General features: G+C 71.9%; 11 protein-coding genes and 1 other RNA gene. 2 read left to right on the top strand and 10 right to left on the bottom strand.

Going from position 1 to position 12,398, the window contains the following annotated elements:
- Window positions 1-95: 95 nt before the first annotated feature.
- Both AC07A4_RS10565 and AC07A4_RS10570 read right to left on the bottom strand, forming a co-directional pair.
- Entirely contained in the window at window positions 96-1,010 is a 915-nt protein-coding gene (locus tag AC07A4_RS10565) for a hypothetical protein (protein WP_478595719.1), read from the bottom strand.
- Between the two features lie 219 nt (window positions 1,011-1,229).
- A complete protein-coding gene (locus AC07A4_RS10570) occupies window positions 1,230-2,222 on the bottom strand; it encodes a LysR family transcriptional regulator (RefSeq protein ID WP_478595721.1) in 993 nt (330 codons plus the stop codon).
- A gap of 83 nt (window positions 2,223-2,305) precedes the next feature.
- Between AC07A4_RS10570 and AC07A4_RS10575 the strand changes: the two genes are divergently transcribed.
- Window positions 2,306-3,583 (top strand): MFS transporter, encoded by a 1,278-nt coding sequence (locus AC07A4_RS10575; protein ID WP_478595724.1) that lies wholly within the window; start codon window positions 2,306-2,308, stop codon window positions 3,581-3,583.
- On the opposite strand, the gene dacB is transcribed toward AC07A4_RS10575, so the two are convergent.
- The 6 genes from dacB to ftsE all read right to left on the bottom strand — a co-directional run bounded on the left by dacB (window position 3,564) and on the right by ftsE (window position 9,341).
- Window positions 3,564-5,159, bottom strand: coding sequence for a D-alanyl-D-alanine carboxypeptidase/D-alanyl-D-alanine endopeptidase (gene dacB / locus AC07A4_RS10580; RefSeq protein ID WP_478595727.1), 1,596 nt, complete (start codon window positions 5,157-5,159; stop codon window positions 3,564-3,566). The genes AC07A4_RS10575 and dacB overlap by 20 nt on opposite strands.
- A 100-nt stretch (window positions 5,160-5,259) precedes the next feature.
- Window positions 5,260-5,629: a transfer-messenger RNA gene (ssrA, locus tag AC07A4_RS10585) on the bottom strand.
- Window positions 5,630-5,794: 165 nt separating this feature from the next.
- The gene (gene smpB, locus AC07A4_RS10590; protein WP_478595730.1) at window positions 5,795-6,316 is read right to left on the bottom strand and encodes an SsrA-binding protein SmpB; all 522 of its coding nucleotides are present in this window, start codon (window positions 6,314-6,316) and stop codon (window positions 5,795-5,797) included.
- A gap of 18 nt (window positions 6,317-6,334) precedes the next feature.
- Window positions 6,335-7,531 (bottom strand): S41 family peptidase, encoded by a 1,197-nt coding sequence (locus tag AC07A4_RS10595; protein ID WP_478595733.1) that lies wholly within the window; start codon window positions 7,529-7,531, stop codon window positions 6,335-6,337.
- 100 nt (window positions 7,532-7,631) lie between these two features.
- The gene (ftsX, locus tag AC07A4_RS10600; protein WP_478595735.1) at window positions 7,632-8,549 is read right to left on the bottom strand and encodes a permease-like cell division protein FtsX; all 918 of its coding nucleotides are present in this window, start codon (window positions 8,547-8,549) and stop codon (window positions 7,632-7,634) included.
- Window positions 8,550-8,651: 102 nt separating this feature from the next.
- Entirely contained in the window at window positions 8,652-9,341 is a 690-nt protein-coding gene (gene ftsE, locus AC07A4_RS10605; RefSeq protein WP_138960009.1) for a cell division ATP-binding protein FtsE, read from the bottom strand.
- 240 nt (window positions 9,342-9,581) lie between these two features.
- Between ftsE and AC07A4_RS10610 the strand changes: the two genes are divergently transcribed.
- On the top strand, window positions 9,582-9,773 hold the full coding sequence (locus AC07A4_RS10610) for a hypothetical protein (protein WP_478595738.1): 192 nt from the start codon (window positions 9,582-9,584) through the stop codon (window positions 9,771-9,773).
- Between the two features lie 151 nt (window positions 9,774-9,924).
- Here AC07A4_RS10610 and AC07A4_RS10615 read toward each other — a convergent pair whose 3' ends face one another.
- Both AC07A4_RS10615 and prfB read right to left on the bottom strand, forming a co-directional pair.
- Window positions 9,925-10,608, bottom strand: a complete 684-nt coding sequence (locus AC07A4_RS10615) for a hypothetical protein (RefSeq protein WP_478595740.1) — start codon at window positions 10,606-10,608, stop codon at window positions 9,925-9,927.
- 345 nt (window positions 10,609-10,953) lie between these two features.
- On the bottom strand, window positions 10,954-12,060 hold the full coding sequence (prfB, locus tag AC07A4_RS10620; protein WP_478595742.1) for a peptide chain release factor 2: 1,107 nt from the start codon (window positions 12,058-12,060) through the stop codon (window positions 10,954-10,956).
- Window positions 12,061-12,398 lie beyond the last annotated feature (338 nt).

The raw sequence follows: 12,398 nt of genomic DNA on the forward strand, positions 1-12,398 counted from the left end.
AGGCGTGGCCTTGCCGCCGGGTGGTCCTGAGCGGGGCGCGTGGGCGCGCGGCACCGGGGCGCGGTGGGTCGTACCGCGCCCGCTGAAGCGGACGTTCATGGCTGCGTGACCTCCCCTGGCGCCCCGACGTCGGACACGGGCCGCGCCCCGGAGGAGGCGGCGTCGCCTTCGGCCTCCGCCTGCGCGCCGCCGCCGTCCGGTGTCTCGGAGGCGGGGGGTTCGGGGGGCGGGCCGGTGTCGTCCGGCGGCTGGGGAGCGGGAGGTTCGGGGTCGCCGGTGGGGGCGGGGGCGGGGCGGGCGGCGCCTTCCGTGGGGCGCGCGGCGGGCCGGTCGCTCCCACGGGTGGGGGCCGGGGCGGCGGGTCCCTCGGGCTCGCCGCCGCGGTCCGGGGGCGCCGCGGGCGCGGCCCCGCGCCGCCCGGCGGAGGGCGCGCCGACCGGAACGGACACGGTGGCCCTGGGGCCGCTCGTGCCGCTCGGGGCCCCGGAGGCGGGCTGCGCGCTCGAAGACGCGGAAGACGGGGGCGAACCGGCTGATTCCGTCGGTATGTTGGGCGTGTCCACCTTGCTCGCGGGCTTCTCGTCGGCGGGCTCCGGCACCGGCAGCCAGGGCGCGCTGGAGTTGCCGGAGGCGAGCGTGGCCACGATGACGACCGCGTATCCCGCGCAGGCGAGGCCCACGAGGGCGCCGAGCCTGCGGTACCGCCGGCTGCGGCGGCCGGTCTCGTCGACGAACACCGGCCCTTCGGCCACCCCTGGCGTGTCTGGAATTCCCCCCATGACGCGGGTGCCGCCGACGCCACCGGCGGACTCGCCCGCCAGGTGCCGTCCGACTCCGTCGATCTGGACCGTGACCTCGTGCGGGTCGTGGACGTACCCCGCCCGGACCGGCGGCGGCCCCTGCGGACCGCCGCCAGGACCGCCCGGGCCGCCCGGAACGACCGCTGGGCCGACCGCCGGGCCGACCACCGGAACGACCGCCGGGCCGAAGTGAAGTCCTGCTGGCAGCACGCCCGTTGGCGCACTCGTCGGATCGTCTGACAGCGTATTCTCACGCCGTGTATCGCCACGCACGCGCAACCCCCCACTGAACCGATGCGGGCGCCGACGACTCCCCGGGCACTTGCCGTACGGACCGGGCCCCCACCCGGACCGAGCGCCCCCTCTATCACACCGCACCCGGGCGACGAATGTAGCGCCGCCAGTGGCAAGGATGTTTTCCCGTCAGTTTTAACTCACCATGATGAGTGCATCGTTGTCCGGAACCCATGCATTCCTGGGCTTGATCAGCCATCCTTCCGCCGCCGCGAGTTCGTCGGCCGCGCGCCGCAGCGCGTCGAGCCCGGGGTGGACGAGGCCGCGCCGCCACACCAGTGACACCGGTGACAGCGGCACCGGGTCGACGAGCGGCCGCCGCACGCAGCCGGGCAGCTCGGGGAAGCCGACGACGGCGAGGACGGGGTTGCGGTGCTTGGCCATGATCCGCGCGAATTCCTCGGGCCCCACGGCCAGCGGGGCGGGCGGCGCGACCTCGATGCCCCGGCCCGCGAACAGGCTCCTGGCGAGGTCGGTCCACTCCGCCGTGCGCTCGTTGCCCGCGCCCGCGTACACGCGCTCGCCCGCGAGCCGGTCCAGCGGCACCTCGTCAAGCACCGCGAGCGGATGCCCCGTCGGCAGCAGCACCGCCATGGGCTCATAGCGCACCGGCTGCTGCGCGAGCCCCGCGCGCAGGGCGGCGGGCAGCCCCGCGTACCGCCCGAACGACACGTCCAGGTGCCCGGCCGCGATCCCGGCCGCCGCGCCCGTCAGACCGCTCTCGAAGCGGGCCATCAGCTCGCAGTGCGGGGCGAGTTGGCGGGCCCGCTCCAGGACCCGCCCGAAGAACAGACCGGGGCTGTTGAGGTCGACGAGCAGCGGCCGGGGCGCGGCGCTGCCCCCGCGCGCGAAGGCGGCGGTCAGCTCGTCCTGCGCGTCGAGGACCCGCCGCGCGTACGGCAGCAGCCGCTCGCCGTCGGCCGTCAGCGCGACCTGCCGCGTCGACCGTACGAACAGATCGGCCCCCACCTCCCGCTCCAGGCGCCGCACATCGCGGCTCAGCGCCTGCTGGGCGACGTAGAGGCGGGCGGCCGCGCGCGTGAAGTGCAGTTCATCGGCGACGGCGACGAAGGCCCGCAGCAGGCGCGGCTCCACGTCGCGGGGCGTTCCCCGCGGTGAGGTGACCATCCGGGGAATTTACATCGCAGGTGCGTTAATCGCCCTCTAGAAGGTGTTGGACCACTCCTAGGGGCAGCGATGAGCCTTGAGCCATGCCGCAAGCACCGTCCGACTCCCCCGAGATATCCCCTTCCCCTGAAAGATGGCCCGGCCACCGCAACCCCTACGCCCGGCTCTTCACCGTCCCCGGAGCCACCGCCTTCACCGTCGGCAACCTCATCGCGCGCCTGCCCATGGGCATGTTCAGCGTGAGCGCCGTGACGATGATCGCGGGGTCGCGCGGCTCGTACGCGCTCGCGGGCGCCGTCACCGCCACGGGACTCGCGGCGACGGCCGTCGTCGCCCCCTGGACGGCGCGGCTCGTCGACCGCTTCGGGCAGGCGCGCGTGGCGGTGCCCGCGACCGCGTTCGCCGTGCTCGGCTCGCTGTCCCTGCTGCTGTGCGTGCGGTACGGGGCCCCCGACTGGACCCTGTTCGCCTCCTACGCCGCCACGGCCACCGTCCCGAACACCGGCGGCATGTCGCGGGCCCGCTGGGCGCACCTCCTGAAGGGCGACGCGCCCGCCGTGCACACCGCCAACTCCTTCGAGCAGGCGGCCGACGAGCTGTGCTTCATGCTCGGCCCGGTGCTCGCCGCCTTCCTGTGCGGCACGTTCTTCCCGGAGGCGGGCACCCTCGTCGCCGCCGCCCTGCTGCTGACCGGCGTACTGCTCTTCGCCGCCCAGCGCGCGACGGAACCGCCGCCCCACGGGCGCGCGGACGCCGCGTCGAAGACGGCATCGCCCCTGCGCGCGCGGGGGATGCCCGCGCTGCTCGTGGTCTTCCTGGCCACCGGCGCGGTCTTCGGCGCCATGGAGGTCGTCACCCTCGCCTACGCCGACGAGCGGGGCCACAAGGCCGCCGCGGGCGTCATCCTGGCCCTCCAGGCGGCCGGTTCGTGCGCGGCGGGCCTCGTCTTCGGCGCCGTGCGGCCGCGCGGGCCGCTGCACCGCCGCAGGCTGCTGTGCGCGGCGGCGATGGCCGCCCTGATGGGCCTGCCGCTGCTCGCGGCCGCCGCCACCGGGTCCCTCGTCGTGCTCGCGGGCGCGCTGCTGTGCGCGGGGATGGCGACCGCGCCCACGATGGTGACCGCGATGACGCTGGTCCAGAAGCTCACCCCCGAGGGGCGGACCAACGAGGGCATGACCCTCGCCGTGACCGGCCTCCTCGGGGGCATCGCCTGCGGCGCGGCGGCGGGCGGCTGGACCGTGGAGCACAGCGGCGCGACCACCGGCTACGCGGTGCCCGTGGCCGCCGCGTGCTGCGCGCTGCTGCTCACGCTCCTCGGCGGGGACCCCGCCAAGGGGTCCGTCAGCACCGGGCGGGCTTGACCCAGGAGCATTCGAGGTCGCCGCCGCGCGCGTCGCCCGCCCGCTCGGAGCGCGGCTTCACCAGGACCGCCTTGTCGTCGTCGGACTTGGCGAGGGTGACGACGATGGCGTCCTCAAGGGGCTTGACCGAGGCGGCCAGGTGGTTGTTGAGGACGATGCTGAAGACGAGCTCGCGCCCGCCCGCGTCGGTGACGTACCCGGAGAGCCCGGACGCCCCGGTCAGCGTGCCCGTCTTCGCGTGGACGTTGCGCGCGGCGGGCGTCCCGCACATGCGCGTGCGCAGCGTCCCGCCCACGAACTTGTCCGGCTCGCAGGCCACCGGCAGGGACTTGTACCAGTCGGCGAACCAGGGCTCGCCCTTGGCCGAGCGAAGGAGCGCGATGAACGGGGCGGCGGCGACGTTGTCCTTGCGCGAGAGGCCGGAGCCGTCGACCTGGCGCAGTTTGCCCGGGTCGACGCCCGCGGTCTTCAGATAGCCGCCGATCGCCGCGATCCCGTCGCCCCAACTGCCCGGCCGCCCGGTCGCCTTGTGCCCCATGGCCTTCGTCAGGTGTTCGGCGTGCATGTTGTTGGACAGCTTCATGAACGGGATCAGCAGGTCCTTCAGCGGCATGGAGGCGTGCGAGGCCAGCTCGCGCGCGCCCTTGGGGGTCGCGGTGCCCGCCTTGGTCGGCCCGCTGACCTTCACGCCGTGCGCGGCGAGCGCGTCCCGGAAGACGGCGGCGGCGTACCGCGTCGGCTCCCAGACGGTCACCCACTCCTTGGTGGCGGCCCCGCCGAGGGGGATGGAGCCGGTGACGGCGATGGTGTTGTCGCCGTGCCGCCGCTCGACGGCCAGGCTGTTGGCGCTGCCCGCCGCGCCCGTGGTGGCGCGCAGGTCGATGTCCACGTAGTCGTTCTTCGGGGTGAGGGCCACGCGCGGCGCGTCCCCGGGCTTCGCGCCCGGCGTCACCGCGACGACGACGGTCCCGGTGTCGTAGTCCGTGTCCGGGGCCAGGCTGAGCGCGGAGATCTGCGCCGCGTAGTACGACGACTCGTCGTCGGCGCCCCAGGTGTCACCGACGCGCCGGTCGTCGAAGCGGGTGTCGTCGGCGACGAGCCGCCCCGAGACCCGCTTGACGCCCGCCGCGGCGACCTTCGCGGCCAGCGCGTCGTAGTCCTTGGCGAGGGTCGTGGGGTCGCCGGTGCCGCGCAGGTACAGGTTCCCCTTGAGCACGGGCCCGTGCCGCTCCCCGTCGGCGAGCACGTCCGTGGTGAAGCGGTGGTCGGGGCCGAGCAGTTCCAGGGCGGCGGCGGAGGTGAGCATCTTCGTGTTGGACGCGGGCATGAGCCGCCCGGTCGGCCGGTGCTGGTAGAGGATGTCGCCGCTCTCGGCGTCGGCGACCACGACGCTGGCGACGCCGCCTTCCATGCGGGGGTCGCCGAGGATGGTGTCGATGGCTTCGGGGAGCCCGCTGCGCTCGGCGTCGGCCCCGGCGGGGGCGCTGAGGGACAGCGAGGCGACGGCGACGCCGAGGACGGCGGGCCAGATCCAGTGGCGCATACGGAGGGTGACGCGACTCACGGGTCTACTCATGACCCTGGAGGATCCCCGATGACGGCCCGCTCCGACAGTAGGCGCACACGACGAAGGCCCGGCGGTCTGCTGACTGCCGGGCCTTCGCCTCACATGGGAATTGTGGAGATGGCGGGAATCGAACCCGCGTCCAACGGTGCGGAACCAGGGCTTCTCCGTGTGCAGTCCACTGCGATTTTCTCAGCCCCGGAGATCTCGTGGACAAGTCTCCGACGGGCTCAGTCACTGTTTGATTTCCTCCTAGGCCCCGTGACCGGGTCTAGAAGTTTAGTTCCCTAGCTGATGCCAGGATCCGGGTCGGGAACAGCCCCGGGCTGACACTTCGCAAGTCGCTACTTAGGCAGCGAGGGCGAAGGAATCGCGCTTGGTGTTGGCGATTATTGGTTGCGACATATGGTTAACGAGATCATTGCCGCTTCCTCGACACGCTTCCCCTGCTTCGACATCCGCTGTCGAAACCGATCATCCCCATGTTGATTTTTCAAACCCTCCGCAGCAGCCCTCCGAAGAGGCCCTCCGAGGAGGGGGTGCCCCGTCACCAGCGGAGCAAGTCCATCGTACGTGACCAAGGCCGACCCGTGCCAGCGTATTCCCGCCCGAAGCGGCCGGAGCGACGCCGACCTGGGTGACGCCGCCTAGGCGATGCCCTGGCGGCGGCGGGCGGAGGAGATCGCGCGGTTCGTCTCGCGCAGGTCCTGCTTCTCGCGCAGGGTCTGCCGCTTGTCGTACTCCTTCTTGCCCTTGGCGAGCGCGATCTCGACCTTGACGCGGCTGTCCTTGAAGTACAGCGCGAGCGGCACGATCGTGTGGCCCGACTCCTGGGACTTCTGGTCCAGCTTGTCGATCTCCGCGCGGTGCAGCAGGAGCTTGCGCTTCCGCGTGGCGGAGTGGTTGGTCCAGGTGCCCTGCACGTACTCGGGGACGTGGATGTTGTGCAGCCACGCCTCGCCGCCGTCGATGTGCACGAAGCCGTCCACCAGGGAGGCGCGGCCCATGCGCAGCGACTTGACCTCGGTGCCCATGAGCACCAGGCCGCACTCGTAGGTGTCCAGGATGTGGTAGTCGTGCCGCGCCTTCTTGTTCTGCGCGACCATCTTCCGGGCAGGGGCCTTCTCGTTGGCCTTGGCGGCCTTGCGCTTTACCTTTTCCTTCGCCATAGTGCGGCTATTTTCGCACTAGGAGGGGGGTCCGAGGCCAGTCAATACTCTCTCGGCCCGCTCCTGGGCCTCGCCCTCGACCTCCAGGTCCGGAGTGATGCCCCGGCCGTCCACCGCACGCCCCGAAGGGGTGCGGTAGTGCCCGACGGTCAGCTCGGCTACGGAGCCGTCGGGCAGGCGGCTCGGCATCTGCACCGAGCCCTTGCCGAACGTACGGGAGCCCACGACGACCGCTCTGCCGCGGTCCTGGAGGGCTCCGGTAAGGAGTTCGGCCGCGCTCATCGTGCCGCCGTCGACGAGCGCGACCACGGGTCTAGCGGCGTCGCCGCCCGGCTTGGCGTGCAGCGCGCGCTGGCGGCCGCGCACGTCGTACGTCGCCACCAGGCCGCCGTCCAGGAGCGCGGACGCGGCGGTGACGGCCTCCGTGACCAGGCCGCCCGCGTTGCCCCGCAGGTCGAGCAGGACGCCCGCGCCCTTGGGGGCCGCGCGCACCGCGTCGCGCACGGCGGCTCCGGTGCCCTTGGTGAACGCGTCGACCTTGATCTTCACGGCGCCGTCGGGGAGCCGGGTGACGCGCACGGACTGCGTGGACAGGCGCTCGCGGCGCAGCGTCGTGCTCCACGCGCGCGTGCCGCGCTCCAGGCCAAGCGCGACCGGGGTGCCCTCGCGGTCGCCCCGCAGCAGGGCCACGACGTCGGTGACGGGGCGGCCCTTGACCGCGCGGCCGTCGACGGTGGCGAGCCGGTCGCCCCGGCGGACGCCCGCGCGCGCGGCGGGCCCGTCCGCGCGGACCTTCGAGACCTCGATCCGGCCGTCGGCCTCGCGCCTGGCCCACAGGCCGACGCCGGTGTAGCCGCCGCCCAGGGCCCGCTCGAACTCCTTGTACTCCCCCTGGGAGTACACCGAGGCCCAGCGGTCGCCGCTGCGGCTGACCGCGTCCTCGGCGGCATCGGTGCCGGACTTGCCGTCGGCCATGGCCTCGGCGGCGGCGTCCGCGGCCGCGTCGGCGGGATCGCGGTCGGCCCGGTCGCGGTCCCCGGCGTGGGAGGAGGCAGCGGAACGGGTGGGGGGCGCCGTGGCCTTCCGGCCTTCCGGGTCTTCCCCGCGCCAGGATCCGGCGGCCGCGCCGGTGGCGAGCACACTCGCGAACACCAAGGTCAGGGCCGCCCCGCGGCGGATGCGGCGGGACTCGGCGAGCCAATCGGGGCCTGGCATGTCGGTGAGTCTAGGACAACGGGGGGCGCCGTACGGCAGGTTGACCGCACGGCGCCCGAGGCACGGCTCACACCGGCGGCAGCGCTCACCGCCCGCCGTCTCACACCTTGAGGTACTTGCGCAGCGCCAGGAAAGCGGCCATCGCGGGCATCAGCAGGCCGATCACGAGCACCAGCGGAAGGACCGCGAAGACCGAGTCCCAGCCGATGAAGTTGATCAGCGTCAGCTTCTCCGAGAGCTCCAGGCCGTGGTCGATGATGAAGTACCGGCCGAGGAGCAGGAACCCGCAGGCGAGCCCGCCGCCGATGAGGCCGGAAACGGCGGCCTCCAGGATGAACGGCATCTGGATGTAGAGGCTGGAGGCGCCCACCAGACGCATGATCCCGGTTTCACGGCGACGGCTGAACGCCGAGACGCGCACCGTGTTGACGATCAGCATCAGGGCGACGACGAGCATCAGCGCCATCACCGCGAGCGCCGCCTTGTTCATGCCGTTGAGCAGCTCGAAGAGGTTGTCCAGGACGCCCTTCTGGTCCTCCACGGACTGCACGCCGTCGCGCCCGGAGAAGGCCGTCGCCACGACCTGGTACTTCTCCGGGTCCTTCAGCTTGATGCGGAAGGATTCCTGCATCTGGTCCGGGGTCAGGGAGCTGGACAGCGGGGAGTCGCCGAACTGCTCCTTGTAGTGCTTGTACGCCTGGTCGGCCGTCTCGTGCTGGACGGTGTCCACGACCGACATCTTCTTGAGGTCGGTGAGGATCTGGTCCTTCTGCTCGTTGGTGACGGCGCCCTTGGCGCACTTGGGGTCCTGCTCGGCGTCCGCCTTGTTGCACAGGAAGATCGAGACGTTGACCTTGTCGTACCAGTAGCCCTTCATGGTGCTCACCTGGTCGCGCATGAGCAGCGAGCCGCCGAACAGGGCGAGCGAGAGGGCGACGGAGACGACGACGGCGAAGGTCATCGTGAGGTTGCGGCGGAGACCGACGCCGATCTCCGACAGGACGAACTGGGCGCGCATGGCGGCCTTTCGGTGGATCAGTGGATCAGATGGAGCAAATGGTTCCGGTGAGCGGGCCGACGGTGCCGGCGGGCCTCGCCCGGGAACGGGGACGGGGACGGGTCAGTGCTGGTAGCCGTAGACGCCGCGCGACTGGTCGCGGACGAGACGGCCCTTCTCCAGCTCGATGACGCGCTTGCGCATCTGGTCCACGATCTGCTGGTCGTGGGTGGCCATCACGACCGTCGTACCGGTCCGGTTGATGCGGTCGAGGAGCTTCATGATGCCGACGGAGGTCTGCGGGTCGAGGTTGCCCGTCGGTTCGTCGGCGATCAGGAGCTTGGGCCGGTTGACGAAGGCGCGGGCGATCGCGACGCGCTGCTGCTCACCGCCGGAGAGCTCGCCGGGCATCCGGTCCTCCTTGCCGCCGAGCCCGACGAGGTCGAGCACCTGGGGCACGGACTTGCGGATCTCGCCGCGCGACTTGCCGATGACCTCCTGGGCGAAGGCCACGTTCTCGGCGACGGTCTTGTTCGGCAGGAGCCGGAAGTCCTGGAAGACGGTGCCCAGCTGGCGGCGCATGTGCGGCACCTTCCAGTGGGAGAGCCGGGCCAGGTCCTTGCCCAGGACGTGCACCTGGCCGTGGCTGGTGCGCTCCTCGCGGAGGATCAGCCGCAGGAAGGTGGACTTTCCGGAGCCGGATGACCCCACCAGGAAGACGAACTCGCCTTTCTCGATCTCCAGCGACACATCGCGGAGCGCCGGGCGGTTCTGCTTCGGATAGGCCTTGGACACATTGTCGAATCGGATCACGGATGCACCACGGGTAGCCGGGGGTAGGTGAGCGTGACCATACGCGAAGCCGGTGCGGCGGCGCAGTCGGCGTCCTGAGTTGCGCGATTTGTCGCCGATCCAGGAGGGAACGGATCGGCCGGAATCCGACGGCGGAGGGCGGGCCGCGCCGAAATCCGCGGAAGCTGGCACAGTGGTAGGGGGAACGGTTGAGGTTCCCAGAGCGTTGGGCAGGCTGAGACTGTGCGGGAGGAGAAGCGCATGACCTTTGACAGGTTGGTGTGCGCGAACTGCGCGGCGCCTGTGAGTGAGGGCCGCTGCCCCGTGTGCCGGGCCAACCGGCAGCGGATGCAGCAGGAGGGCCCCTTCGGTGGCCTGAGCCCCGTGACCCTGATAGGGCTGCTGGTCGTCCTGATCGCCGCGATGGCCTTCCTCGCCCATCAGACCGCGTAGCCACAGGGCCGTGTGACCGCAGGCCCGCGGGCCCGGCCGTGACTGGCTGTGCGCGGCCCCCAGGGTGCCAGGCGCGCGCCGCGCACGCCACAGACAAAAGGCCCGGAGCCAGGTGGCTCCGGGCCTTTTTCCGCTTCCCTGCCCGGGAGGGTTACGCGGCGGCGCCGCGGTTGCCGACGAGGCGGGGCAGGAGGCGGAAGCCGATGCCGCCCGCGATCATCGTGGCGGCGCCGATGACCAGGAAGGTGGTCTCGGCGGCACCCGTATCGGCCAGCTCGCCGTCGTCCTTGCCCTTGTCGGCGATCTGGTCGACCTGCTGCGGCGCCGTGCCCGTGTCGGTCAGGCTGTCCTTGCCCTGACCCTGCTGGACGGGCTTGGAGCCGCCGCCCGCGGGGTCGGCGCCGTTGCCGCCGGTGCCGCCGCCGTTGCCACCGCTGCCGCCGCCGGTGCCGCCGTCGCCCGGGTCGCTCGGGTCAGCGGTCGGCTTGTCGGTGGGCGGCTTCGTCGGCTGGGTCGGCGGGTTCGTCGGCTCCGGCGGCTTGGTGGGCGACGGCGGGGTCGTCGGCTCCGGCGGGTCGGTGGGCTCGGTCGGCTCGTCCGTCGGCTCCGGCGGGTTGCTGGGCTCCGGCGGGTCGGTGGGCTCGTCATCGTCGCCGGGGAGGTCCGCGTCGACGCCGATGCCGTTCTCGTCGGCGGAGGCGCTCGCGCCCGAGCCGCCCAGTTCGACGCCGACGTCCAGGGCCGAGGCGGCGCCGGCGGCGGTCAGCGAGGCACCTGCGGCGATCACGGCGCCCGCGGCTATCCGCGCGACGCGGATCCGCGTCTTCTTGGTCATCAGGCTGCTACCCCCAGTAGCTGAATCGTCAGTGAGGCAGCGCCGGGGCCCCGGTCGCGGGCGGCTCTCGATCGGCCCCCCGGATCACACGCGCCCCAGAGATACGCATGCCGCGCGCTAGCCTTTCCACTTTCCTGAGCACCGTCAAGGCCGTTGCGGGCGCGATGCCCGGAATACGGTCAGTTGACCGTCGACCGGACATGCGACTGTGACGTAAAGGGCGCAGGAACCCCACAAGAGGTTCATAGACCAAGGCGGCCATGGCCCAATGGACCATGACCGCCTGGAAATTCGATGCTCCGGGAGCGCCGCGTCAGCGCTCGCCTTGTCGACAAAGCGTCGAGATTACTTCTCCTGCTGCTTGCGCCAGCGAATTCCGGCCTCGAGGAAACCGTCGATCTCGCCATTGAACACGGACTCGGGGTTGCCCACCTCGAACTCCGTGCGCAGGTCCTTCACCATCTGGTACGGGTGCAGGACGTACGAACGCATCTGGTTGCCCCAGGAGTTTCCGCCATCGCCCTTGAGGGCGTTCATCTTCTCCTGCTCCTCCTGGCGGCGGCGCTCGAGGAGCTTCGCCTGGAGGACGTTCATGGCGGTCGCCTTGTTCTGGATCTGCGAGCGCTCGTTCTGGCAGGAGACGACGATGCCGGTGGGCAGGTGGGTCAGGCGGACCGCGGAGTCGGTCGTGTTGACGCCCTGGCCGCCGGGGCCCGAGGAGCGGTACACGTCCACGCGCAGCTCGGACTCGTCGATCTCGATGTGGTCGGTCTGCTCGACGACCGGGAGGATCTCGACGCCCGCGAAGGACGTCTGGCGGCGGCCCTGGTTGTCGAAGGGCGAGATCCGCACCAGGCGGTGCGTGCCCTGCTCCACGGAGAGCGTGCCGTAGGCGTACGGGGCCTGGACGGAGAAGGTGGTGGACTTGATGCCCGCCTCTTCCGCGTACGAGGTCTCGTACAGCTCCGTCTTGTAGCCGTGGCGCTCGGCCCAGCGCAGGTACATCCGCTGGAGCTTCTCGGCGAAGTCCGAGGCGTCGACGCCGCCGGCCTCGGCGCGGATGGTGACGACGGCCTCACGGGAGTCGTACTCCCCGGAGAGCAGCGTGCGCACCTCCATCTCGTCCAGCGCCTTCTTGACGGCGGTGAGCTCCGACTCGGCCTCCGCGCGGGTGTCCGGGTCGTCCTCCTCCTCGGCCATCTCGAAGAGCACGCCCAGGTCGTCGATGCGTCCGCGCAGGGCCTCGGCCTTGCGCACCTCCGCCTGGAGGTGGCTCAGCTTGCTGGTGATCTTCTGCGCTTCGTCCGGGTCGTCCCAGAGGGACGGCGCTGCCGCCTGCTCCTCGAGCACGGCGATGTCTGCCCTCAGCTTGTCGAGGTCCAGGACGGCCTCGATCGACTCCATGGTCGAGGAGAGGGACTTGAGCTCTTCGGATACATCGACGACTGCCACGACACCAGCCTAACGGCTACGGCAACCGGGTTTCCCCTCGTACCGGGGGCGCCCCTTCCCTGCGGGCCGGTGGCCTTGGTCCCTGCCGGGGGCGTCACCCACCCGCCCGCCCGTGCGCCCCTGGGCTGCGATACGGCGCCCTCGACGCGCGGCGCTGCGGGCAGCTGGGCCTTCCCCACAGGCCGGTGGCCTTGGCCCCCGCCAGGGCGTCACCCACCCACCCGCCCGTGCGCCCCTGGGCCGCGATACGGCGCCCTCGACGCGCGGCGCTGCGGGCAGCTGGGCCTTCCCCACAGGCCGGTGGCCTTGGCCCCCGCCAGGGCGTCACCCACCCACCC

It is taken from the genome of Streptomyces sp. NPDC043996 (assembly GCF_056435225.1).

What these genes read in the sequence shown, in the direction of transcription:
- AC07A4_RS10570 (WP_478595721.1), bottom strand. Translation starts at nt 2,222, where the DNA reads ATGGTCACCTCACCGCGGGGAACGCCCCGCGACGTGGAGCCGCGCCTG.
- AC07A4_RS10575 (WP_478595724.1), top strand. Translation starts at nt 2,306, where the DNA reads ATGCCGCAAGCACCGTCCGACTCCCCCGAGATATCCCCTTCCCCTGAA.
- dacB (WP_478595727.1), bottom strand. Translation starts at nt 5,159, where the DNA reads ATGAGTAGACCCGTGAGTCGCGTCACCCTCCGTATGCGCCACTGGATC.
- smpB (WP_478595730.1), bottom strand. Translation starts at nt 6,316, where the DNA reads ATGGCGAAGGAAAAGGTAAAGCGCAAGGCCGCCAAGGCCAACGAGAAG.
- AC07A4_RS10595 (WP_478595733.1), bottom strand. Translation starts at nt 7,531, where the DNA reads ATGCCAGGCCCCGATTGGCTCGCCGAGTCCCGCCGCATCCGCCGCGGG.
- ftsX (WP_478595735.1), bottom strand. Translation starts at nt 8,549, where the DNA reads ATGCGCGCCCAGTTCGTCCTGTCGGAGATCGGCGTCGGTCTCCGCCGC.
- AC07A4_RS10610 (WP_478595738.1), top strand. Translation starts at nt 9,582, where the DNA reads ATGACCTTTGACAGGTTGGTGTGCGCGAACTGCGCGGCGCCTGTGAGT.
- AC07A4_RS10615 (WP_478595740.1), bottom strand. Translation starts at nt 10,608, where the DNA reads ATGACCAAGAAGACGCGGATCCGCGTCGCGCGGATAGCCGCGGGCGCC.